General features: G+C 53.7%; 21 protein-coding genes. 6 read left to right on the plus strand and 15 right to left on the minus strand.

Annotated features, from left to right (window positions below; genetic code table 11):
- Position 1: 1 nt before the first annotated feature.
- Positions 2 to 2,650 carry a winged helix-turn-helix domain-containing protein gene (locus REIFOR_RS13935; protein ID WP_100258143.1) on the minus strand — a complete coding sequence of 883 codons (2,649 nt, stop codon included), beginning with the start codon at positions 2,648 to 2,650 and terminating at the stop codon, positions 2 to 4.
- Between the two features lie 238 nt (positions 2,651 to 2,888).
- A complete protein-coding gene (locus REIFOR_RS13940) occupies positions 2,889 to 3,701 on the minus strand; it encodes a carbohydrate-binding protein (RefSeq protein ID WP_100258144.1) in 813 nt (270 codons plus the stop codon).
- Between the two features lie 303 nt (positions 3,702 to 4,004).
- On the opposite strand from REIFOR_RS13940, the gene REIFOR_RS13945 reads away from it, so the two are divergent.
- Positions 4,005 to 4,367: a hypothetical protein gene (locus tag REIFOR_RS13945; protein WP_100258145.1), complete on the plus strand. Its 363-nt coding sequence runs from the start codon at positions 4,005 to 4,007 to the stop codon at positions 4,365 to 4,367.
- Between the two features lie 66 nt (positions 4,368 to 4,433).
- Here REIFOR_RS13945 and REIFOR_RS13950 read toward each other — a convergent pair whose 3' ends face one another.
- Together REIFOR_RS13950 and pomA are read right to left on the minus strand one after the other, a co-directional pair.
- Positions 4,434 to 5,387 (minus strand): MotB family protein, encoded by a 954-nt coding sequence (locus REIFOR_RS13950; protein WP_100258146.1) that lies wholly within the window; start codon positions 5,385 to 5,387, stop codon positions 4,434 to 4,436.
- Positions 5,388 to 5,407: 20 nt separating this feature from the next.
- Positions 5,408 to 6,160 (minus strand): flagellar motor protein PomA, encoded by a 753-nt coding sequence (gene pomA, locus REIFOR_RS13955; RefSeq protein WP_100258147.1) that lies wholly within the window; start codon positions 6,158 to 6,160, stop codon positions 5,408 to 5,410.
- 250 nt (positions 6,161 to 6,410) lie between these two features.
- Between pomA and REIFOR_RS13960 the strand changes: the two genes are divergently transcribed.
- The 3 genes from REIFOR_RS13960 to REIFOR_RS13970 are packed head-to-tail and all read left to right on the plus strand — an operon-like array spanning position 6,411 to position 7,880.
- Positions 6,411 to 6,650: an exodeoxyribonuclease VII small subunit gene (locus REIFOR_RS13960; protein ID WP_100258148.1), complete on the plus strand. Its 240-nt coding sequence runs from the start codon at positions 6,411 to 6,413 to the stop codon at positions 6,648 to 6,650.
- Complete coding sequence (locus tag REIFOR_RS13965) at positions 6,647 to 7,528, plus strand: polyprenyl synthetase family protein (RefSeq protein WP_100258149.1); 882 nt, start codon at positions 6,647 to 6,649, stop codon at positions 7,526 to 7,528. Before REIFOR_RS13960 ends, REIFOR_RS13965 begins: the two co-directional genes overlap by 4 nt.
- 34 nt (positions 7,529 to 7,562) lie before the next feature.
- Positions 7,563 to 7,880: a MazG nucleotide pyrophosphohydrolase domain-containing protein gene (locus REIFOR_RS13970; RefSeq protein WP_100258150.1), complete on the plus strand. Its 318-nt coding sequence runs from the start codon at positions 7,563 to 7,565 to the stop codon at positions 7,878 to 7,880.
- Between the two features lie 24 nt (positions 7,881 to 7,904).
- Here REIFOR_RS13970 and REIFOR_RS13975 read toward each other — a convergent pair whose 3' ends face one another.
- The 4 genes from REIFOR_RS13975 to REIFOR_RS13990 all read right to left on the minus strand — a co-directional run bounded on the left by REIFOR_RS13975 (position 7,905) and on the right by REIFOR_RS13990 (position 13,988).
- On the minus strand, positions 7,905 to 8,642 hold the full coding sequence (locus REIFOR_RS13975; RefSeq protein ID WP_100258151.1) for a substrate-binding periplasmic protein: 738 nt from the start codon (positions 8,640 to 8,642) through the stop codon (positions 7,905 to 7,907).
- A gap of 149 nt (positions 8,643 to 8,791) precedes the next feature.
- Positions 8,792 to 9,592, minus strand: a complete 801-nt coding sequence (locus REIFOR_RS13980; protein WP_100258152.1) for a CLCA_X family protein — start codon at positions 9,590 to 9,592, stop codon at positions 8,792 to 8,794.
- Between the two features lie 4 nt (positions 9,593 to 9,596).
- Positions 9,597 to 12,698, minus strand: coding sequence for an efflux RND transporter permease subunit (locus tag REIFOR_RS13985; RefSeq protein WP_100258153.1), 3,102 nt, complete (start codon positions 12,696 to 12,698; stop codon positions 9,597 to 9,599).
- Positions 12,699 to 12,707: 9 nt separating this feature from the next.
- Positions 12,708 to 13,988 (minus strand): efflux RND transporter periplasmic adaptor subunit, encoded by a 1,281-nt coding sequence (locus tag REIFOR_RS13990; protein ID WP_100258154.1) that lies wholly within the window; start codon positions 13,986 to 13,988, stop codon positions 12,708 to 12,710.
- A gap of 170 nt (positions 13,989 to 14,158) precedes the next feature.
- Here REIFOR_RS13990 and dxs point away from each other — a divergent pair, with 170 nt between their 5' ends.
- Together dxs and REIFOR_RS14000 are read left to right on the plus strand one after the other, a co-directional pair.
- Entirely contained in the window at positions 14,159 to 16,045 is a 1,887-nt protein-coding gene (gene dxs / locus REIFOR_RS13995) for a 1-deoxy-D-xylulose-5-phosphate synthase (RefSeq protein WP_100258155.1), read from the plus strand.
- A gap of 2 nt (positions 16,046 to 16,047) precedes the next feature.
- Entirely contained in the window at positions 16,048 to 16,731 is a 684-nt protein-coding gene (locus REIFOR_RS14000) for a zinc metallopeptidase (RefSeq protein ID WP_100258156.1), read from the plus strand.
- On the opposite strand, the gene REIFOR_RS14005 is transcribed toward REIFOR_RS14000, so the two are convergent.
- The 7 genes from REIFOR_RS14005 to REIFOR_RS14035 form a co-directional block, all read right to left on the minus strand.
- Entirely contained in the window at positions 16,720 to 17,052 is a 333-nt protein-coding gene (locus REIFOR_RS14005; protein ID WP_100258157.1) for a putative signal transducing protein, read from the minus strand. The genes REIFOR_RS14000 and REIFOR_RS14005 overlap by 12 nt on opposite strands.
- Positions 17,053 to 17,057: 5 nt before the next feature.
- Positions 17,058 to 18,311 (minus strand): OmpP1/FadL family transporter, encoded by a 1,254-nt coding sequence (locus tag REIFOR_RS14010; RefSeq protein ID WP_100258158.1) that lies wholly within the window; start codon positions 18,309 to 18,311, stop codon positions 17,058 to 17,060.
- A gap of 35 nt (positions 18,312 to 18,346) precedes the next feature.
- Positions 18,347 to 19,144 (minus strand): M48 family metalloprotease, encoded by a 798-nt coding sequence (locus REIFOR_RS14015; protein WP_100258159.1) that lies wholly within the window; start codon positions 19,142 to 19,144, stop codon positions 18,347 to 18,349.
- A 162-nt stretch (positions 19,145 to 19,306) separates the two neighbouring features.
- Positions 19,307 to 20,557 carry an OmpP1/FadL family transporter gene (locus REIFOR_RS14020; protein WP_100258160.1) on the minus strand — a complete coding sequence of 417 codons (1,251 nt, stop codon included), beginning with the start codon at positions 20,555 to 20,557 and terminating at the stop codon, positions 19,307 to 19,309.
- Between the two features lie 9 nt (positions 20,558 to 20,566).
- Positions 20,567 to 21,391, minus strand: a complete 825-nt coding sequence (locus REIFOR_RS14025) for a M48 family metalloprotease (RefSeq protein ID WP_100258161.1) — start codon at positions 21,389 to 21,391, stop codon at positions 20,567 to 20,569.
- Positions 21,388 to 21,873: an SH3 domain-containing protein gene (locus REIFOR_RS14030; RefSeq protein WP_158524393.1), complete on the minus strand. Its 486-nt coding sequence runs from the start codon at positions 21,871 to 21,873 to the stop codon at positions 21,388 to 21,390. The genes REIFOR_RS14025 and REIFOR_RS14030 overlap by 4 nt, the downstream gene beginning before the upstream one ends.
- 17 nt (positions 21,874 to 21,890) lie before the next feature.
- The gene (locus REIFOR_RS14035; RefSeq protein ID WP_158524394.1) at positions 21,891 to 24,074 is read right to left on the minus strand and encodes a CHASE2 domain-containing protein; all 2,184 of its coding nucleotides are present in this window, start codon (positions 24,072 to 24,074) and stop codon (positions 21,891 to 21,893) included.
- Positions 24,075 to 24,495: the final 421 nt, after the last annotated feature.

Below are 24,495 nucleotides of genomic sequence, written 5' to 3' on the forward strand. Positions count from 1 at the left end.
ATTAGGCTTCCAATTTCAAATTTCGTGCTAACTCAACCGCATCGGCGCGCGTTTCAAACGCCAATTTTCGATTGATCGACTTAATATGAGAACGCACCGTCGACACCGTAATATTCATATCGGTGGCAATTTCCTTATTTTTTAATCCAGTGGTCAACAGATACAGGACCCGAATTTCCCGCCGAGTTAGCACTCTAAAGATCAACGCCCGGGAGTGCTCGAAATTTATATTAAATCGACTCTCTATCGGCAGGCCGTGAGCAATTAAAAATTCTGCTTGGCACTCATTTGCGGTCAATTGAAATACATTCACTAGTAGTTTAAATAGATGTTCAAAACCAAGCTCTGCCGACTCCGCCCGTAACATCTGGCAACCTTGCTCTGGATCTGCGTGCATAAAATGGGCGATACCCTGAGTGATTCGAACCTGCAGACAAAACAAGGCGGCCCCTTGGGCCATGCCCTGTGCATGCGAGGCATCTAATAGGTGGACGGCGCGATCAAATTCGTTTCGCGCCATATAGGCGAGGGCCCGCGTCCAGGACTCGGTGTTGCCAAAGCTGACCACAGCCTGAGCCGGGCCCTTTGGCACCCGCAGGTAGGAGCGTAGCTTGGATACCCGACCGGCATAAATCCAATAGAGCACTAAGGCGGCCTCACCCTCGACCCGCCACGCCTGACAAAACCTATGGTGCTGCTCTAATTGGCAAATATCTGTGGCCAGCTTTAGCAGTGCCTCATTGCTCTGTTTACCGCTTGCCATCGCAATAATCAATTGCTCGACTAGGGTGGGATATCGCCAATAGTTGCCAGAGGGTCGTTTGATCGATTCCGCCAACGTCAGATACTGCTGCGCCAAGCTATAGCGGTGCAGAGTTTTTAAGGTCGAGGCATGGGTACGATAGAGATGGTCGAGCGGAAATATTTTTGACAGGCCCTGGTCTCGACCGATGTCCAATGCCGCTTGCTGCAGCGCCAGACTTTGCTCGAGTTTATTTTGCTGAAAAAGAATGCGGGCCTGTAGATGAAAGGTCCGCACCTTGAGCGTGGTGTAGTTATTTTGCACGCAAACCGCTTCAGCTTTTTGGGTATAGGCTAGGGCCACGGGGAAATCACAATTGTTAAAGTAGGCTTCTGCTAGGGCCAGATAAGCCTGACATCGCTCCCATTGCAGCTGTTTATCGTCTGCCTGGATAATGGCCGCTTGACCCCATTGAATGGCCTCGCCATAGTCTTCTTGGATGGCCGCAATGGCCGCCTTAACACCGGCCAAACCCGAATAAATGGTGGGCGTCAGCTCACCATTTGCCAAGAAAACCTGCTCGCCCTCGTTGACCACGGCGCTGGCAAGCCCAGTGCGTTCATTAACCAATGACAACCAGGCAAAGGTCAGGGTCAAGTATGGCTGGGCAATGATCTGTTCCCAGCTCAGCGCGTCAAAGCAGTGGTTCAAAACTGGGTACTGGCCCTTGCGATAAAGCTCCCAACCCCAGTTGACGATAAAGACAATCAGGGCATCACGATCGCCCGAAGCAATAAAATGATCGGCCGATTCCAGATAGTAGCCGCGTTCCAACCACCACTGAGCGGCGATTAAATTTAACGCCGACAACCCCAATGGCAAGCAAGCTTGGCAATGTTTAATGACCGCGGCGCGAAAAATACTGTGATAGCGATACCAAACGTCTTTCCGACCGGTCGTGGTGACAAACAGCTGTCGCTGCTGCAAGTGTTCCAGAATTGGACCGGCCGATGTAAGACTCGTTAATGCCTGGGCCAACTCTAAATTAAACCGCCGGCAAATGGAGGTAGCAGCCAAGAAGACCAGTGTTGGCTGGTCGAGCGTGCTGATAATTTCTTCCAGCAGATAATCTCCAATCATGCGCCGTTGCTGCAAGTCCAGACTCGGTTGCCATGACGGCTCAGACAGGTGGGAGATGCGAATCAACTGCAAGGCTGCGACCCAACCATCAACTTCCTGCAGCAACTGTTTGTCCTGGTGGATATAATGGCGAACACTTAGGTCATCGAAAAAAGCGCTGGTCTCTTGCTCGGTAAACTTCAAATCTTCCATGGATAATTCACAAAACTTATAGTCCGCTTTAAGCACACAGGACAAACCCAAAATAGGTAACCGCGATGCGACCACCAGATGCATCTTGTCGTGTGCACGCTCGAGGATTTTGGCCAGCAATTCCACAATTAGGGGTTCAGAGATACAGTGCCAATCATCGATCACTAGCAAAGGGGGCCGGCAGAAATGACGTAGCTGTTGACAAAAGAATTCGACAATCTGAAGAAGATTTGTGGAGTTTATTTTCGTCGTGTCGGAGCAGAATCGGGCCACCTTTTTATCGGGCATCTGCGCAAGCAGGGCAAATAGATAAGTTACAAAGCGGGGGAAATCGTTATCCAATTCATCAGCGGTAAACCAGCCCTTCTGGTTTTCCTGTTGTTCAAACCAACTTCCAAGCAGGGTTGTTTTGCCAAAACCAGCTGGCGCTTGAATAAGAGTCAGGGCATTGGTTTGATTTTCATCCAGCCTCATGAGCAGCCGATTTCGGGCAATTAGATGTTGAGGGCGGGTCGGGCAGCGCAGCTTGGACGAGAGAATTGCATGTTGCTCGAGGAAATTATTTTTAATCTTCATGTAATTAGCATAGCCACAGCGTCGAGGTTTAACGTTGATTAATCGACTATCTTTTATCAAAACGGTAGGAATGTCAGTAAAAATATTTTAGTTTTTCGAACTAAGTTTATATTTAAATTAACATTATTATCAAAAAGAAATGGACTGTATAGAAGTATCGGAGCGAGGACATAAGACTAGCAGTTCGCCCTGGCTAGAAAGCGGACGCGCGACAATGGGCCGCCCGTCCGGATCTAAATTAGCGCACAGTGGTTAGGCTGTAATTTTGACCATAATTATTGTCCCAATAAACTTGACCGTCGACGCTGTATTTAACCGCAAACTGAAGCGACTCGGCGTCACTCTGAGCTTCCGGTCCGGCGCTGTAAAAGTTCCACACCTCAACATCATTGGCATTTGGATAGCTCACCCAAGAATAGCCCTTATAACGGCCCGAGACGAAGCTGGCATTGCCGATATGGGTGGTCTGCCAGTTATCATAGGAGTAGTGAATTTCGACATCCTTATACATGGCATAGTTTTGCAGCATCACATCGATACTAAGATAGCCGTTTACATGACCGGTGTTGCCATTGTAGTCGTAGTCATAGGGTGCCCGAGAAACGGCCGTATCGACCAATAACGGCTTGGGCGTGTATTCACCTGATCCGGCCGGAATAAAATAGTTTCGGGTCAGGTTATTATCCCAGTAGACCGCGCCGTCAACTTCGTAGCGCAATACAAACTCCAGATCCAAGGCCTCACCCTCTGCATAAGGGCCAGTTATGTTGCGATTAATCCACAATGACCAGGTTTCCAAGCCATCCCCTATTGAACCGGAATAGCTCAGATCTTCGGTCGCCCATTCACCGTCATCGTCGCGGTACATCAGCTGTACTTTTTTCTCATAGGCTAGGTTTTCCACAACCGCTTCAATATTAATACCTTGCCACCTAAAGCCATATTTTGAATGCAATCGACTATCGACCTTATTCAATTCAATTTGCGCGGCCTGGGCGGAGATGGCTAACAACGACAGCCAAACTAACGCTATATATTTAACAAATCTCATTCCTAAATCCTCTCATCCTAGTCAGTATTAAACACCGCTGTATATCCTTTTTTACCAACTGTAGGCCAGCGGTGGTGTTTGCCACCCGCTAATAAGACCAGATTTTTATGAGCTCGGGAGGGTTGTTTAAATCGATTTGGCGAAATTAAAACCAATCTACCCCTGCCCCAGATATAGGTTTGCGGATGCTATTCTAGCGCCGAACGACGCTAGGATGGGTTGCGCTGACTACGGGCAGTACTGTATATTCATACAGACCCAAGACATTTCGAAAACAGACACTGCACTGAGACCGAGGTACTAATGACATATAATTATGAGGTGATTGCGAAGATGGCTGGTGATATTTCCAAGCAAATGCTCAAACTCAATAACCAGCTCGATAAGATCATCGACAAGCAGAATGAATTGACCGAACCGGACGTTCAGCAAGCGCTGGCCATCGAGTTAATCACGGCATTGAAATGGGACGAGGCTGCAAAGCTGTGTAGCGAGCAGGGCAAAGAGGAAGCCAAACGCACTCGATTGGCTGAAGATGAGGCATTGGTGCGCGAAGAGCTAGAGACCTTGCGAGATGAGTTGGTTGGGGTCTCCACAGGCGCCGTTACCGAGTCAAACACGGTCAGTCAAGCTGATGGGCCAGACTCGGCCGACGGCAACGACTAGAGCAGTGCAGCCGCTCACCGAACAACCGCTCGAGGGCGATTGCTCGGTGAGGCGGCCGGTGAGCCGTTAAAAGATCTCATCCGGAGTCAAGCCAAAGGATGCCGGGTCACCACCGTCCACGTCCTCGCCCTGTTCTTGCACAGGTATAATGGGCTTGTCGTATTCAGGATTGGTGCGCCTGATCAAAATTTCCACTCGTCGGTTTTGCGACCGCCCTTCCCGGGTATCATTTAGCGCCAAGGGTTTACTGGCCCCATGGCCGACGATGGTAAAGCGGTTCTCCGACAGTTCCGGTGCAATAAACAAATATTCCGCCACGGCCAAGGCTCGAGAAGCACTCAACAGCCAATTATTGCGAAACCGACTGGTGGCGATAGGCCGGTCATCGGTATGACCCTCGACCAGAATCTCGCCGGGTGTGGTCACCAACAGGCTGCGCACCTTATCCAATACGGGTAAGAATTGATCGGCCACATAGTCACTGCCCGCGCCAAAGCTCTGCTCCTTAACGCGAATAACAATGGTCTGATTGACCGCTTCTATTTGCAGCATGCCTTCAGCAATTTCCTCAGCCAAGGCCTGGGCCATTTGTTCGGCGATTTTTTCGGTGACGGCATCGGGCATCATTATCTCACGGGTCAGACCGCCGTCTTCACCCTGCCGCTTTTCCTGCATAGTAAAAGTGTCTTGGCACAGCGTCTCCAATGAATCCTTAAGATCGTCCACTGTATCCTGCTTGATCACGCTCAACGGCGTCGGATCTGGGCGACCAGGACTGAAATTTTGCGCAATAATACTGGTCCCCTTAGGGATAGCATCGGCGTAAATCTGAGTCTGCACACCGAAGGCGTTGCGCAACGAACCCGCTAGACGCTTAAATTTTAAGGCATCCATTTCGGAGAAGGACAGCAACAGCACAAAAAAGCACATCAGCAGGGCCATCAGATCCGAAAAGGTGCCCATCCATGCGGGTAGGCCGGGAACACATTCGGGACAATCGTCTTCTTCATCATCATCCATAGTCTACTAACTACCTTTCACTAACCGCCAACGCGTATATTGGCTGGCAAATAACTGTTTAACATCGTTTCGACAATACGGGGGTTTTGACCCGCCTGAATCGCCAATATCCCATCGATGGCCATTTTCTGGATAATTTCTTCCTGCGTGGCGCGAACCGCCAACTTGTCCGCAATCGGAATGGCAACCACCGTGGCCAAGAATGATCCGTACAGGGTAGTCAGAAGTGCCACCGCCATGGCTGGGCCAATGGTTTTCGGGTCGTCCATGTTGGCCAACATGCCCACTAGGCCAATCAGGGTGCCGATCATACCCATGGCGGGGCCAACATCGGCGAGCGCTCGGAAAAATAACCCACCGTCAGCATGCCGGGTGGTGGTCATGCTGACATCCTTCCTGAGCAAGGCATTGACCACTTCAGGATCGTGGCCGTCGACCAATAACTGAATGCCCTTGGACAAGAAGTCACTCGAGGTTTCCTTGCCTTCCAAGGACAGCAGGCCGCCTTTACGGGCTCCATCAGCGAGCTCTACAATCTCGGCAATCATATCTTCGGGCTTGGCCATCTTAAAGGCAAAGGCCTTACCGACGACCTTGCCGACACCGAGGAACTGCTCAAGGGTCATTTTTGACATGGCCACAAAGGTACTACCGGCGAATACGATCAGGACCGACGGTATGTTAATGAATATGGTTAGGCTACCACCGAGCAACATTGCCATTAGGATCATACCTACGGCGCCGACTAACCCAACCAGCATGGCTATATCCACAAATTACCCCTTTATAAAATTTTTTGACCTGAACGGTTTTCAACCTACTGGGTCATTTTAACACTAAGACCAAGCCCTTTTCGGCATAGTCACCATTATGCGACGAATGCTCGAATGGTGTCGAGCGACCGGAGCGAACACGGGCCATAATACATCCCTATTGCCGTATATCTATCGGCTTGGAAAAGGATATATTGACCCCTATTTTTCAAATCGTTACCTTTAGTACAATCATTATTGAGGAAATACCATGGCGAGCAAGAAAACTCCGGCCTTTGAAGACAAGCTAAGCACCTTGGAATCCTTGGTAGAGCGGCTAGAATCAGGGCAATTGAGCCTGGACGAGGCTATGGATGCCTTTGAACAGGGTATAAAGTTAACGCGAGATTGCCAAGAATCGCTCGCGACGGCTGAGCAGAAGGTACAGATCCTAATGACCAAAAGCGGCCAACAGACCCTCCAGCCCTTGCCTGAACAGGGTCGTGAATGAACCTCGAAGATTTTTTAAGCGATACCCGTAGCCAACTGGAAGAGCGACTGTTAGCCAGTTTTGCAGCACCACGCAGTGAACGACTGCGCACCGCAATACATTATTCCCTACTCAATGGCGGTAAGCGACTGCGGCCAGCCCTGGTGCGCGCCGCTGCCCTCGCGGCGGGCAATGACACCCAAGACTGGCTCGTGCCGGCCATGGCGTTGGAGATGGTGCATGTTTACAGCCTAGTGCACGATGATCTGCCGGCCATGGACAACGACGATTTGCGCCGCGGTAAGGCCACCAATCACAAGGCCTTCGACGAGGCCACAGCGATATTGGCCGGTGATGCTCTGCAATCGGAAGCATTCGCCATCCTAGCCGACGACGAACATTTGACCGACCGACAAGCTCGCCAGATGATTGCCCAATTAAGTCGCGCAGCCGGTGCCAATGGTATGGTCGGTGGGCAAATGATCGATTTACAGTCGGAACAGCAAAAACTGACCCTCGAACAACTGGAGACGCTGCATACCCTTAAAACTGGTGCACTGATTCAGGCCGCCTTGCGTCTGGGCGCACTGTGCCACAGCCAAGCCGATCCAGCCCTGCTCCAAGCCTTGGATGATTACGGTCATGCCTTAGGTTTGGCGTTTCAAATCACCGATGACATTCTTGATGTGACCGCCTCCACCCTAGTGTTGGGTAAACCGAGCGGCAGTGATTTGGCCTCGGATAAGGCCACCTACGTGAGTTTGCTCGGACTTGACGGTGCACGCCAGCAGGCCGATGAGCAAGGCCGTTTGGCCTTAGCGGCACTCGCACGCGTTGGTTTGGACTCACAGAGCCTAATGGGTCAATTGGCCGAGTACGTGATCCAACGCGATTATTAAGCCAACCATTCACCCCTAGCGGAGTCTCTAACCTATGCCCGAACTAGCCCCCCAGCCCCAGCTGGCCGATTTTCAACGCTATGTTGCCGAGCTGGAAGTTGAACGCGGCTTCGACCAGCAAACGGGCCGCGATAAATGCCTGATGCTCGGCGAAGAGGTGGGCGAGTTGTTTAAGGCGGTGCGCCAACGGGAAGGCTTGGCCATGGACCCCAATTCGCAGGTCGGCAGCATCGATGCCGAGTTGGCCGATGTGTTTATCTTTGTCTGTGCCATCGCCAACCACTATCAGGTTGATCTGGCGGATGCCTTTCTGGCCAAGGAAGCGCTCAATAAAACCCGGTCCTGGCGTTAAGACTTGGGCGTGAACCCTTGGGGCTTAATACTGAGGCAAATGAGCGTTGAAGCGATCGAGCAGGGCATCGCTCACCCGCCGACTGCACATTAGGTGCCGATTGGTGCCTTGCGCCAACTCTACAAAGGGTAGGAACTGATAATCGGCCCGAGCGAAATCATTGATGCCAATCAAATAGTCAATTTCCTCCACTGCGGCAAAAAAATAATCCACCCGACCGGCATTGAGCATGCGCAGCATGCTGAGGTTATCACCGGTGACCACGGTGGTTTGGGGCTTAAGTTTCACCAGCAATTGATCAACCACCGGTCCATAGGAATAGCCGGACTTAACCAATAGCTTTAACGACTGATCCCTAAGCAGTGCACTCAGGCTAGTGCCCTTGGTGACTCGGCGATTCGACTCTAGGGCGATGACCCGCTGCGGCTTATCTCTATAGATCGGCTGGCTGAAGCGGGCAAACTGTTCCCGCTCAGCGTTTTTAAACCAACCGAGCACGCAATCATTGGCGCTATTACCCTGCACCAGCCGCAGCTGCCGGTTCGATGGCGTTTGGATCCAAGCAACTTGAACACCCGCCTGACTGAAGGCCTTGACGACCGGACTGGCCGTTAAGCCACTGACCATTCCGGACGGGGTCGAGACGGCATAGGGAGGCCGATCGTGGTAGTGCACATTTATCACTTCGTCACTGGCAAGCGCTATCGCCGCGGGCTGGATCAGCCCAAGTATTACAAAGCCAAAAATTATCTTCATCCGCATCGAGGCGCACTCCCATTAGACCGCTGCGCCGCAGCCAACGAGCTCCGGCTTCTTTTCGTCAGGCGCACTGATAAGCTTGTTGACCTGCCTTGCTCGAAGAGTAGGTCAAACCGATGATGAATTCAAAATCGACGTGACTGGCTGGTTCTCTAGCCCGCGCTTGAGCCCTGTGGGGACTTGTGTAGCAGAGCCCCCAGGGTGCTGAAATAGCTGGCAAAGGCTCGATTAACCTCGCTGCGTTGCGTGGCCTTAGGGTACAGACCAAGCTCTGCCTCCGCAGATTGACGGGTGCCCTTGACCAGATAGGTGTTTTTAATCGCGGCGTCCTGCACAAAGGCTTCGAAGGCGCGCGCGCACATTTCCGCTGGCAAGCTGTAGTAGCGTCGACCGGCACGTCGATCGGCCTGTTGGGCCGCGAGCAGCAACGGACTGGCTACTCGGCTGTCCGGTTGGTAAAAAATCTTCTCGAAGCAAGCAAATAACAATTGGTTGAGCGGGTGATCGATGGTTGGCCGTTGGTTAGTCCATGCGCTGGAGGCGAAGTCCAACGGCGTCGGGTCGATGATGCTTTTGCCCGCTATATAGTGATCGAAGGCATGGAACCACTCATGAGCTATACTGCCGGGACCGGCATTTTTGGCCAGCGCAAAGGCGCGCATGGCCGGAGTGTAATGGGCCGCGACGCCCCATTGACCGCCGGTACCATATTCCAATGAAAGAGTTCCACGCAATGATATGAGGATTGCCGGGGCTGCCAAAATGCTCATCAGATCGGCCAACGCATCGTAAAAGAGCGGCGCCGAGACGGCCTTTTCCTCGGCCGTTACCCAGCGGCCAATGCGCACCCCATTAAAGCCAAAGCTTTGGTGAACATCAGCGAAGCTGACCAGCCACCCACCACGATGATCCTGACCGTTGCGGTAAAAGCGACCCTGGTCCGAGACCGACACCTGGCTATGGCTCTATCGCTGCCAACACCGGTTCAGCTAACGAGCGATCTGTCGGGGTATTGAACCGGGCCAAAAAATTCTCCAACGACAGTAGCATGGCGGGCACGAAGAGCAGAATCAGCACGATGCCATACATCAGACCGAAAGCGATGCCGGCCGCTAGGGGAATCAAAAATTGAGCATCGAACGAGGTTTCGAACATCAATGGTGTTAGGCCGCCCACGGTGGTCAGCGTGGTCAGCAGAACGGCGCGGAAACGCTGCACACTGGCCTCGATGACCGCCTCGCGCATCGGCATGCCTTGGCTACGCAATTCTCGATAGAAACTAACTAGAACAATGGAATCATTGATCACAATCCCCGATAAACCGAATAGCCCGTAGATACTTAACACACTCAGATCCAGATCCAACACCCAGTGGCCTACGATGGCACCGGTCAGGGCGAATGGAATCGCACTGATCACGGCAAAGGGCCAGGTCCAGCTCTCAAACACCCAAGCTAGGGTGATAAAGATCAGCGCTAGACCGAACAGTCCGCCGGTCTTAACGTCGGCAAAGAATTCCGCCTGAGACGCTTGATCGCCCTCTACATCGAGGCGAACATTGGGAAAGGCATTACTCAGTTGGGCACGCATGTCTTGATCGATCGCCTGATTGATTTCAGTCAGGTTAACGCCTCGGTTGGCCAACTGGGCGGTAATGACCGCTGACAGCTCGCCATCGACTCGGCTAAGTTGTTGAATGGCTCGCTCAGAGCTCGGGCTGGCCAAGGCCGCGAGCGGCCGAAAAGCACCATTGCCCAAGGCGATTGGTAATTGCGCTAAGGCAAACCAACTGTCGACATCGGTCTCACGGATACGCAACACCAGCGACAACTCCTCGCCCTCGACCTGCAGACTTTGTACTTCATAGCCGTCGACAAATTCACGCAATGAGCGGGCCAGCATGGTTGGGGTGAGCCCCAAAGCCTGGGCATCTGCCGTCAGCTTCAAATTTATTTGTTCCGCGCCTAAGGGCAGGTCATCGCGAATATCGAGCAGACCGGTCATTTCCGCTAACTCCATCTTGAGCAACTGACTGGCACCCTGCAATTGGGCTAGGTCTTCGGAGATTAAACGCACACTCACGCCGTTGGTAGAGGGACCTTGTTGACCTTCCACAAAGCTAAGCTTTACCAAGCCAGCCGGTGGCGTGACCTTGGCCCGCCAGGCGCTGATGATCTGGGTATTGGACAGACCGCGATCGGTACCGGCATCGAGCTGAACAAAGAGCTCGCCGCGTTGCGCTGAGCCGGCCTGCAATTCACGGATGATGGTCGATACCAGAGGCTCGCCAGCATCGCGTTCGACGCTCAACAAGGCTTGCTCCATATCAATCAAGAAAGCCTCTATGGTCGCTTGCGGGGTACCTTCGGCAAACTCCGCCTGCAACTGCACCTGAGGGGCTTGAATGGCGGGGAAGAAGACGAATTTGACCCGCCCAGACACGACCAGCATGATCGACAGCACTAAGGCCATGATCACCAGCGTGAAAGTAGTCGCGCGATAATCGACAGCCCAAGTCACCACACGGCGTACACCCTTCTGACGAAAGGCGTCAAAACCGCGTTCAAAAGCTTGCCGCCAGCGGCTCGGCGTTCTGGCTTGGCCCTTCTTAAAGCTGTGCGCCAAATGGCCCGGTAAGATCAGAAAACATTCGATCAGCGACGCGAGTATGGCCATAATCACAACAATCGGGACACCCTTGGTGAACGCGCCCGATGGCCCGCCGACCAGCAACAACGGCAGGAAGGCCGCGATGGTAGTCACCGATGAGGCAACCACCGCCGGCAACATGCGTTTCGCCGCTTTTATCGCCGCCGCCTCTGGCTCATCGCCATTGGCCATATTGGCGTAAGCGTTTTCCCCCACCACGATGGCGTCATCGACGATCACCCCGAGCGCAATCAGAAATCCAAGCAGGCTGATCACATTGATTGAATTGCCGGACAATTCCAGGAACATAAAGGTTGCTAAAAAGGACACCGGCACGCCAACGGCGACCCACCAAGCCAGTCGATGATTGAGAAAGATAAATAACACTATCAAGACCAATACCAGCCCACTCAGGCCGTTATTGACGATAATACTGACTCGCGATTGAACAAACTTATAGGTCTCGTTGTAGACCAGGATCTGGGCTCCGCCGGGCAATTGTTCGGCGAAATCGGTCTGCCAGGCGGCCAATGCATCGGCCATTTCCAGCGTATCCTGTTCACCGGAACGGCTCAGGCTGAGCTTCAAGGCAGGCAAATCTTGATAAAAAATCAGGCTCTGACTGTCATCGCGAAGACTCGACACGTCGGCGATCTGGTCGAGACTCAACAGTTGGTCATTAAGCGTGACGCTCTGTCGGGCTAAATTAGTGGCCGTCTGTTCGGCATTACGCACGCGAATCTGCGTGGTTACCGCGTCGGCTCCGGTAATGCCGGCTGGGGCATTGATGTTCGAGCGAGCAAACTGCTCGCCGATCTGGTCCAGACCAACCCCGACACTGAGATAGTCATTGATCGTTAACTCCGCTTCAATGCGCCGCTCCGGTAGGCCACTGACCACAACTTGGCGAATCCCTGACGCCTTGAGGCTTTTTTCAGCCCGGTCGCTGAGCAGTTCCAACTCCTCAAGTGTCAGATCCCCGTAGATCAGGACATCGGCGACTGGGTCGAAGACCACTACGGCATCGACCACCGTGTCGTCGGCGCCATCGGGCAGCGACAGAGCGGCAATGACGCTCTCGATATCGCTCATGACCTGCTCGATCGGAGCGGCCGAATCGTTTAGCGTCACGGTCATCTCTGCCCGCCCCTCGATGCTGGTCGTGGTGACCCGCTTGACGTCGGTCAAACCAAGAATGGCGCGTTCGACCGGGATAGAGAGACCCTCTTGAACATCTTCAGCACTGGCACCCGGCCAAGGCGTACTGACCCGCACCAAATTAAGATCGAAGTCGGGTAAAAACTGGGTATTGAGCCGATCCAGGCCAATCAGGCCGAGAAAGATAACGATAAACATCATCGCATTCGGGGCGATCCGATGCTTGGCAAAAGCGCTTATGATTCCGGTCATCGAATTCTCCTAGCGCAAAACAAGCGAGTTGGGTGTGCTAGCAACACGCACCGCCAACCCTTGGGCGGCTTCTTGCAATCGGGTTGCTAATACCTTGCTACCGTCAAGGTCACCGGTGACCAAGCGCCAGAGCTCACCATCCTGCAAGCGATCGCCGACCATCTGGACCGGCACCCGAACCAAGGCATCGTTCTCGACTCGATAAACATATTGATCACTGTAGACCGAGGTTTGCGGCACGGCGAAAGCTTCCACTCGCGGCAGATCGATCCACAGTCGATAATAGCGATTGAGCACTAAGGTATTAGCCCCCGGGTCAGTGGCGAAAAACAACCGCAGGCTGCCGCCATCTGAGGCAGGATCAACATAGGACAGCGCCACACCGACGGTCTGAATGTCGGCTTGGTTACCCAGTTGGGCGTCCAGTGCCAGGTTGCCGCTGAGTCCGCTTAACAAATCCACGCCGGCCAAGCTGCTCGCCGCGGCCCACGCAACGAGCTGCTGCTGATCGGGGTCCACTAGGGTCAGTAACGCTGCGCCAGACTGGACCTGCGCACCGACCTGAACCAGCACGCGCGAGACGCGACCGGCAAAAGGAGCGCTGATGGTCGCCTCGGCCAGGGCTTGTTTGGCCTGATCGAGTTGACTGTCCAAATCGACACCCTGTGCCTGATACTGCTGATCCACTAAGCGGAATCGTGCTATTGCCAGCTCACGATTCTGCAGTGCTAAGAGTTGGTTTTGATAGGTGCGTTCGACTACTTCCATTTCAGATGAGGACGTCAGATTACGAGCCTTCAGGTCGGTCAAGCGTTCGACGCTGCGTCGCGCGATGGCGACCAGATTGCGTTCGATGTCCAGGGCCTTCTTATTGCTGTCATGCTGCTGCGCCTCGAGCGCGCGCCGAGCATTTAAATCTTGGCGACGTGCTGCTAATTGATCAACCTGACGGGTCAGGGCGCGGGTGTCTAATTCGATTAAAACCGCGCCAGCCTCAACGCTATCGCCTTCTTGGACCCGAACTGCCAACACATCGGCACTGGCCGGACTGGTTACCGAGACCTGCTGGCGACTCTGCAACTGACTGTAGAGTTGCATCTGCGGAGCATAAGATTGAGACAACGGCGCTAGCGCCGCCACCGTTGGGGCATCGAGCAAGGGGTCCACAACCACGCCGGCCTCTGGTTTACCCGCGCGGGCGACCGGATTAGACATCAACCAACTGCCCACGGCGGCGCCAACGATCAAAACCAGCAAGGGATATAACCAACGACGCCAGCGAATAGACATACAAACTCCAAAAAAAATTTAAGAATAGTCTAACATACGCCGGTCAAACCATCTTGGATGGCAGAAATAAGACAATAGGCACTCCCATCGGCGATTCTTTTGGGTACACTAGCCGCAGTCCGCTCTGGGCGCTGCGCCGTAGGCGGTTTTCTGTAAAATCAGGGTAATAGATGAAGGTTTTTGACCACATTCCGAAAGTTCGCCCAACCACCGAGTTGCTCGATACGATCGACAGCCCCGCCGATCTAAAGCAGCTGGCTGTGCATCAGTTACCGCTCCTGGCCGATGAGCTGCGTGCCTTTTTGCTTTACAGCGTCGGTCAATCCGGCGGCCATTTTGGCGCCGGTCTGGGCGTCGTTGAGCTGACCATTGCCCTGCACTATGTCTACGACACGCCGGCGCAAAAATTGGTTTGGGATGTCGGCCATCAGGCCTACCCGCATAAGATCTTGACCGGGCGCCGCGAGCGCTTGCCAACCATCCGCCAGGAAGGCGGCCTGCATGCCTTCCCGCACCGTGCCGAAAGTGACTATGACACCTTCGGTGTCGGCCATTCCAGCACCTCCATTTCTGCCGCGCTTGGCATGGCCATTGCCGATCGTTTACAGGGTCGGGACCAACAGGCGATTGCGGTAATCGGCGATGGCGCCATCACCGCCGGCATGGCCTTCGAGGCACTCAATCACGCCGGCCACGATGGCGCCAACATTCTGGTGGTATTGAACGACAACGATATGTCGATCTCCGAAAACGTCGGTGCCCTAAATCGCGCCTTCTCACGCGTATTCTCCTCCAAGACTTACTCTCATCTGCGCGAGAACAGCAAGAAGGTACTGAAAAATCTGCCGCCGATGCTGGAGTTCGCCCGCAAAGCCGAGGAGCATATGAAGGGCATGGTCGCACCCGGCACCCTGTTTGAAGAACTCGGCTTTAACTATGTTGGTCCGGTCGATGGCCACGATGTGATCGAGCTGGTGCAGACCCTGAGCAATATCAAGACTTTTAAGGGACCGCAGTTTTTGCACGTCGCGACCCAGAAGGGTAAGGGCTTCTTACCGGCGGAAAATGAACCGATCAAATATCACGCCATCAATAAGATTGAGCGCCAAGCACCCGCCGATGTCGTCAAAGGGCCGACTAAACCCAAATATTCCAGTGTCTTTGGCCAATGGCTGTGCGATATGGCCGCGCACGATAAGCACCTGGTCGGCATTACCCCAGCCATGCGCGAAGGCTCCGATATGGTGGCCTTTTCGGCGCGCTATCCCGAGCGCTATCACGATGTCGCGATCGCCGAGCAACACGCGGTGACGGTTGCCGCCGGCATGGCCTGCGCCGGCCTAAAGCCGGTGGTGGCGATCTACTCAACCTTCTTACAACGCGCCTACGACCAGCTGATCCACGATGTTGCCCTACAAAACCTGAATATCCTCTTCGCCATCGATCGGGCCGGCTTGGTCGGTGAAGACGGCCCGACGCACGCCGGCAGCTTTGACTATACCTTCCTACGCTGCGTGCCCAATATGGTGGTCATGGCCCCGAAAGACGAGGCCGAGTGCCGACAGATGCTCAGCACCGGCTTTATGCACCCGGGTCCGGCGTCGGTGCGCTACCCACGCGGTACCGGTCCCGGAGTTGAGATTGCCAACGACCTAACCTGCCTGCCCATCGGACAGTCTGAGACATTACGCCAGGGCCATCAGGTCGCCATCCTCGCCTTTGGTAGCATGGTGGCACCCTGCATGGCGGTGGCCGAACAACTCGATGCTACGCTGATTAACATGCGCTTCATCAAGCCAATCGATCGGGCGGCGATTATCTTGGCCGCTCAGCAGCATGAACTGATCGTCACAGTAGAAGAAAACACCATTATGGGCGGCGCCGGATCGGCCATCACCGAGGTGCTCAGCGCCGAGCGCATCCTGTGCCATTGTTTGCAGCTCGGCTTGCCCGATGCCTACACCGACCACGCGCCACCGCAGCGCATGTTGGCGGCCGTGGGCCTAGACAGCGCGGGGATTCTGCGCTCGATACAACAACGTCTCGCGGAGGCCTGAGTATGCCGATTATCCTGTTAGTTGTGCTGGTCCTAGGCCTATTGGTTGGGCCGGGCCTGTGGGTGAAGCGGGTTTTGGCGCGCAACAGTCGGGTGCGCGATGATCTGTCCGGGACCGGCGGTGAACTGGCCACGCATCTGATCAAGCGTTTTGAGCTGAGCGAGGTGTCGTTGGAGCTAACCGAACTGGGTGACCACTATGACCCGGAGAGCAAAACCGTCCGCCTGACCGATGCGGTCATGAACCAGAAGAGTCTAACCGCGATCGCCACTGCGGCGCACGAGTTCGGCCACGCCTTGCAGCATGCCAAAGCCTATCGGGCGCTGAGCACTCGCACGATACTGGCGAAGCAAGCTGTAAAGATACAGCGCTTGGCCGGCTTGGCGGTGTTTGTAATTCCGCTGCTGGCCATGGTGCCCGGGCTGGCCCCCGTGGCACGACTGGTATTGGTTTTTTTTATCGGTTCAATGTTCTTATCGACCATTATTCATTTTGTCACCCTGCCCGTCGAGTTCGACGCCTCATTCGGCCGGGCCCTGCCGATCCTGAGCGAGGGCAACTATGTCTCGAACCGGGATATGAAAAAGGTGCGCACCATTCTGCTCGCCTGCGCCCTGACCTATGTCGCCCAGGCACTCTTGGGTGTGCTCAATTTCACTCGCTGGTTTGCGTTACTAAGGCGCTGAGCGTTCGTGGCGACAAGACCAACACAGTTCAAACGCGCCACCATTCTGTTCGCCGCACGCGCCACAAAACCACTCCTCCACGTCTGTGGCGGTGGCCTCCTGAATCAGCCGCTGCGCTGCATCGCGATCCCATTCGTTCACTAGCCAGAGCTGCGGCCAGACATCGATCGGTGATAACTCACCGGCCCCACCGGCGGCAAATTCATTGCGTAGACTGGTCTCAATGCGTTGCAGGCGCAAACTGTTTTGGACATTGACCACCTGGTATAGGTTGGGATGGGCGTAAATTGGCTCGGGTTTCTGGCGCGGCTGGACATTCATGGGCATCAGTATCGATAGGAGGTGGTGAAAAAGGCCGTCATGCCCAAGATCGTGGTTTGCTGGATCGTAGTCGAATCCTCTACGATCTGGCTATCGCCATTGCCATAATTGCCCATTAGGCCTATGGATATGGCCGAACCCTCGTTAAAGCGGGTAATGCTACTGGTCACGCCATAGATATCAATATGAGCTTCTTGAACTTGACCTGAACGGGTTGGATCCACCTCTGGTGTGCTGGCGAAGGCGGTGTAGAGTCCAGCGCGCAGGGCCCAGCGCGGTGTCCAATACCACTCCAGGCCCACTGCTCCATCGAGCGTCGGCTCTCGGCCGCTAAAGCCACCAATGGCTGCTGAGCTCGTGCTATAGATAGCATCGGCACTGATCAGCAATACACTGCTCGGGAACCAAGCAATACCCGTGCGCACTTGCCATGGGTAAGTTCGGGTATCCTGATAAGTAATAATCTCCGGCACCTGCTCCGTTAAACAGCCAACAGCAGTGCTATCGGTTACACATCGGGCCAGCTGCCGAGTTTCGGTGGCGCTAACCAAGAAGGTCTTATCAACCATCAGACCCAGCGACCAATGCGGCAGGGGCGACCACTGAATCCCCAGCTTGGGGCGAACACCCTGCTCGCTCAACTTGCGATAATAATTAACCCACTGGGTATCCCGATTATTCTCGTCGGTAGCGTTGTACTTAACAAACTGGTTATTAACAAATTCGGCCCGCCGATAATGGAAATGCAGCGATAGACCGATGGACAGATCATCGTTAAGTTTCTTGGCGACCGTTGGCCCCACATTATAGACCGTATCGAGATTGCTAATATTGAGGATTAAACTTTCAATATGGTCAAAGGCGAGAAAACTCTGGTCCTGATTTTCTTGCGCCGAATCGACGATCGACGAGGAGAAGCCAACCATCCACCCCCCCAAAGGCTGCACCACACCAAAGAAATTGGGCAAGACCTGGAAGCTGTTGCGATTGTAATCGAATTCTTCGGCCAAGGCGTCCTGGTAGGTAATGTTGAGCGATTGCACGGTGTTGACGTTGGCCGAAATATTGGCGCTGCGACTGTAAGCAATACCAGCCGGGTTGTAATACATACCGGCCGGATCGTCGGAAATCGCGGCATAGGCACCCGCCATGCCCAAGGCGCGGTCACCGACTACCTGATTGATATTGTGATTCGGATTCGCGTACAGACTGAGCGGTGCAATATAGAGCGCCAACAGCGCTAGCACTTGACGGGTCATGGATTTCCTTCCTAGGGCCGACCGCAACGGAGCGTTCACGGGTTAAAGGCCTTAAATCTGTTCACCAGTAGAGCATAATCGAGGTCATTAAGACCATGGGTGATTTTAATGACCTCGATTTTGTCTAGCCGATCCACAAAGGACGGATGGGTCTGAGACATCTGAGCCCGGTCGCTGCCGGCAGCCTGACTGACCCGCGCCAGAAACTCGGAATAGGCATCCGGGTTATAACCGGCTTGGACCATAATAAACAGACCAATTTCATCGGCGCTGAACTCGTCATCCTGCTGCAGGCCATCGGCCTGTAAAATACCCAAGGCCGCATCAGTCGCCTGATCCAGCGCGACACGAAAGGCATCACTGGCACCGGAGGCGAGCTGAGAAAGCGTGGCGCCGGAGCCCAGCCCGCGAATATTGAGCGCCTTGACGATGTGTTTTTCTCGTACATGGGCAATTTCATGGGCTAGGACACCGGCCAATTCGGCCTCGTTGCGCATTAGGGCTAAAGTACCTGAGGTTAAGAAAATATAACCACCCGGCATCGCATAGGCGTTAATAGTCGGCGAATCGACCACTCGAAAGTGAAAAACGAGCTCGCTACGTCCGGAATATTGTGCCAAATAGCCGCCTAAGGTACTGACGTAACGTTGCAGTTCGTTGTTATCGACAGCATCGACGACACCCAAGTAGCGTGCGGCAACTTCGCGGCCGAAGCGGATTTCAGCATCCACATCGGCGGCATTGTCGGCCGTTTTAAGTAAATCGGAGGCACGGGCGCGAAAATCGCCATCCGTTGGCATCGTGTTGCAGGCGGTTAGCATCAGCAGCGGCAAGGCAAATGTGCGCCAGAAATTGGAGTTTAAAATGACTTAGCCTCCGGTAATATTTTATTGCATTCGCTCGGCGGTGCAATAGGGCTATCCCGTCATCACCGCCCTGAGCGGCATTGAGCCGTGTCGGCAGCGGTGACGATGGTTCTTGTCAGGAGCGAGTGCCTAGTAGCGATAGGACGTGGTAAAAAATACCGTGCCGCCGACGATTGTGGTTGTTTGTAGTAACGATGCAACGGTCGGGAAAAGCTGACTTTGACCCTGACCGTAGTTAAGCAAGGTTCCTAGTGAAATAGACGAGCCCTGATTAAAGCGGGTGATACTCACGGTGGCACCGATCAAGTCGACGTGGCCGGCCTGATTAATCGAGCCGAGGGCCAGTTCCGGCGTATTGGCATTAGCGGTGTAGAGACCGGAGCGCAAAGCCCATTTCGGCGACCAATACCATTCCACACCAAGCGCGCCATCAACCGTTGACAACAACACGCCGTCACCGGAGTCATCATAGGTCGGGCTGTTGTAGATCAGATCGGCACTGACTAGCAGGACATTTGACGGGAACCAGGCACCGCCCATGCGCACTTGCCAAGGGTAGTCGCGTTCAAACGCGGTTGCGGTGATACTTGGGTCACTTTGTGTTTGGCAGCCTATATTCGTCAAATCCGTGCCACACGCGCTCACCTGACTGGTCAGGTTGCCGCTAATAAGAAAGGTTTTGTCAGCACTTAGGCCGAAGGACAAGGACTGCATCGGAGACCAAATAAGGCCTAACTTGGGTCGAATGCCAACTTCTTTGATTTCAGCGTAGCTATTATTCCAGGATATATTGTTGCCCGATGCGGCAGAGAACTTAATGTGTTGATTCGAGATCGACTCCGCCGAACGATAATGCAGATGCATACTGAGGCCAACGGCCAGCTTATTATCCAGAACCCGAGCCACGCTCGGCCCGACATTGTAGGTGGTATCAATGCGATCGAAATTGAAGACAAATTTGTCCACATTAATGGCGGTCAGATCGCTAAAAGTCTGACTCTGTTTTTCTCGTACCGAGTCGACGATGGTCGACGAAAAACCGACCGTATAGTTGCCGAGTGGTTGAATAACCCCGAAAAAATTGGGTAAGACCTGGAAGCTATCGCGCACATAGTCGAACTCACCGGCCACAACATCATCATAGGTAATAGCATAGCTCTGCAGCGTATTCACGTTAGCGGAAATGTTCGCGCTACTGGAATAGGCGATACCCGCCGGATTGTAGTACATACCGGATGGGTCATCCGACACCGCGGCATAGGCCCCAGCCATACCGATGGCGCGATCGCCCACGATCTGATTGATGTTACGGCCGGCATCGGCGAACAGGTAGGGGGCCACTCCCAAAAACAGCCAAACTGCTGTGCCATACCTAAACATAGAGATCCCTTAGCGTTTGAAGGTCAAAAATCTGTCTTCGACGACAGCATATTGTAGATTGTCCAGACCATTGGCCTCGCGCAGCCCTTGCAATCGACTCAGTCGAGTCGACATGTCCGGATGCGTTCGACTCACCTCTTGGGTCGACAGCTGCTGGTCTTGGTCGATGCGAGCTAAAAAATTGAGATAAGCTTGGGAGTCGTAACCGCTTTGCACCAGAATATAAAAAGCCAGCTCATCGGCATCAAATTCATCCTCCTGTTGCAGGCCGTCGTCGGTTAATATCGCCAAGGCCGCTTGCGATGCTTGGGTCAAGGCAACGCGAAAGGCGTCGTTACCGCCTGAAGTGAGCTGCCCCAAGGCGGCGCCGGTCGAGACACCGCGAATATCCAATGCTTTAACGATATGCTTTTCTCGGACGTGAGCAATTTCGTGTGCCAGCACACCCGCCAGTTCGGCTTCATTGCGCATGGCCGCGACCGCTGCCGAGGTGACAAAGATGTAACCTCCGGGCAGGGCATAGGCATTAATTTCGGCAGATTGGATAATTAAGAAATGAAAGTCTATCTCATCACGACCGGCAAACTGGACCAGATAAGCGCCGACCTGATTTACATAGTACTGCAGCTCCTGGTCTGACACCCCATCGTAACCGCCCAGCAGACGGGCGGCGACCTTACGACCAAAAAGCACTTCTGCCTCGACATCGCCTTGCGCATCGGCTGATTTGTCCAATTCGGACAAGCGCGCCCTGAAGTCTTGGTCCATGCTGACACAGCCGGCCAGCCCAAGTGCGGCTAGGACCAGCAGAACCCGATTACCCAAAGCCCTCATTCGCCGTTTTCACGCACAATAGCATCGGCAAATTCTATTATTTCTTCTCCGGGCACACTAATAGCTTCCATCTCGACCAATTCATTGTAATCGGACACACCATCATCTGTGCTCGCATCCGACTCGGTGAGGCCACGTGTTGCACCTGCTGTCGACACTTCGGAGGCACGACTGCGCGTTTGCCCGGTGATCTCGACCGCATCCGAGCCGATCACACTGACCTTATCCAAGGGTGGCTCACTCTTGACCAACAGGGAAGACACCCAACCGGTCTGATCATCGAATTGCACGAGAAACCAGCGTTTCTGCTGCTCGATCAATACCAGTTCGGCGCCCTTCTCGACGCTTACTAGGATGTCGGCATTGAATTTAGGCGCCGCCAGCAGAGAGGCTTTTGCGCTGTGCACGTAGAGCGATTCAGCCGCGACCAAGGGGCTCAATGCCAAAGCGGCAAGTAACCAGACCATCGGTTGTTTCATCATATACGGACCCCATCGTTTCATTTTGATTCGAAAGTATAGACACCATCCCAGTTTTCAGGAAGCGAATTGACCCGAAAGTTGGCAATCCGCGCTAAATAGAGGTCCCGTAACTTCTCAAACGGCAACAGCGCGTAGAGCGATTCTGCTTCAGACCAGTTCCCGGCCTGATAGGCCGCAAAGGCCGCCTGCCCGTTTGACGCAACATCGAGATGCTGCTGATAGTTGTCGGGTTCTTCCTGCTGGTTCGGCAGCGGTAAATAGATCGGCACGGGCTGCAGCTTGCCCTTCACTCGGACGTGATCCAGGATCAGACAGGGTCGGTCGGTCTGCAGGCTCAGACGGGTTGACTCGCTAATCACCAACGGCACGCCATAGCTTTTGGTGATGCCTTCCATACGCGACGCCAAATTCACCGCATCGCCAATGACGGTGTAGTCGAGCTTCCGATCGGACCCTATGTTGCCCAAAATCACCCGGCCGGTATTGATGCCAATGCCGATTTCAATCGGCGGCAACTGCTTATCCGCTAACAGCTGATTTACCACAACAATTTGTACCAGCATATCCAGGGCGGCCTTCACCGCTAGATCGGCATGGTTGTTGACCTGAATCGGCGCGCCCCAAAAGGCCATCATGGCATCGCCAATAAACTTATCCAGAGTGCCACTGTTATTGAAAATAACTTCACTCATTTCACTGAAATGGCAATTCAACAGTCGAACGACATCGACGGCCGGCAAGGTCTCTGAGAAGTTGGTAAAACCGCGAATATCTGAAAACAGAATCGACAGCTCCTCCTCAACCCCGTCGCCGGCGTGGAGGATATCGTCTGACTGGGCCATGGCCTGGTCGAGCATGGCTGCTGAGACATACTGAGACAACATGCGCTTAACCCGTTTCTTGGTTGCACCCTCGGTAAAGCTTAAATAAGTAAAGGAGGCCCCGGTTGTGAGCAACAGCGCCAGTACCGGTAGGGAAAAAGCTATGACCCCGTTTTGCTCTAGGGCTCGACCGGTGACGAACCACCAAGCCACCGGCAGGGCCGATAACAGGGCGATCTTTAACGAGAACGACGGCACCATAAAGATCAGCACCAGGGCCAGTATGGCGGCCGCAATCACCGCAGAGCGGGTCACCCAGGGCTGAGCGATCCTCAGGCCATCATCGTCTATTATATTGCCGTAAGCGGCGGCGTGCAGATAGACACCGGGTGCTTTGCGGTTATTGGCGAGCGACTTGATATCTTCTAATCCGACCGCGCTGGCGCCAATAAACACCACCGCATTTTCAAATTCATAGGGATCGATTGCCAGCTGATCGAGCTCGCCTTTTTTAATTTGGTCATAGGCCTGAAAAATACGCGCGATCGGATAGGGTCGGTAGTCGCCGTAGACATTGATTAAGAGTCGGTCGTTCTTGTCCGTTGGGATAACGCGATCATTGAAGCGCATCTGGTAAGGACTGCTGACTATTATGGGATCGGGCTCATTGATCAACAGTGGGGCCAATGAAAAGGCTGGAAAATAGTCACCTTGATAAGGCCATAACAAACGCAATCGTCGATAGATACCGTCTTCATCGGGATCGGCACCGACCAAGCCCAGATGGGAACTTGCGGCGGTTAACTCCGGCAGCGGCAGGGTAAAGCTGTTTAACTTAGCGGTACCGTTCGATTGCACCTGCTTGATACTGAATTTCTCCACCACGCCCGGCGGTAAAGCCTGGTTTAGATCATTCAGCTCCTCATCGATCGTATCCAAATTAAACATGGCCGCGTGAACGCTGAAGGGGAATTCGGCCGTGGCCTCCACCAAGCGCGCATCGTGGTCGGACAGGCTATCGCTGTTACCGAACTGGGCGCGCTCCGGCTCGGTAAACAGAATATCAAACAGCACCGCCTGCGCACCGGCCATATCGAAAAATTCCAACAACTCCGCGTAGACGGTTCGAGGCCATGGAAACTGACCGAGACTCTGGGACATCTTGGCCATCGACGATTCATCGATCAACACGACCTTGACGGCAGAGGGCAACACTGTGGCGGACCGTGTTTGGGTGATGCGGTAATCGAACAGGGCATTCTCCAGGCGGAGCACCCAGCCTTGGCTGTCCATCACCAGCACAGCCAATACCGTCACTATAAGTATGGAGAGCTGGATACGCATACGCACCAATAGATTTCGGCTTAGGGTTTTTGCCACGGGCGACTTCCTGCTGATAAGGTTATGACCGGCCATTATAGGACTCTTTGGCCACTAATAACGACTCTAATTGGTGCGATACGGCATTATCCGATACCGACCCGCTGCTTTTATATTTGAGATCATCCTTAAAAAAGCGAATCAACTTCCTAATAAGCACGATAAAAATTACACAATGAGCCTTAGCGTCAAAATATAACCGCACAAAAAACACATAAGTGTCAATGTAGCTACTACGCAGCATTACTATTGCTTAGCTTATTGTTTTTTTGGGTTCCTCAGACGAGAAATTGCCACATATGTCAATAAGACGAGTTGGAGCGCGACCTAGAGGCAGATGCTATGCTAACCTCAGCAACAAATGCACGCTAATAACAGTTGGGATCCCTTTCCGCCTATATGCAGACTGGGATTTAATACC

Origin of the sequence: Reinekea forsetii (assembly GCF_002795845.1) — a bacterium.
GTDB lineage: Bacteria > Pseudomonadota > Gammaproteobacteria > Pseudomonadales > Natronospirillaceae > Reinekea > Reinekea forsetii.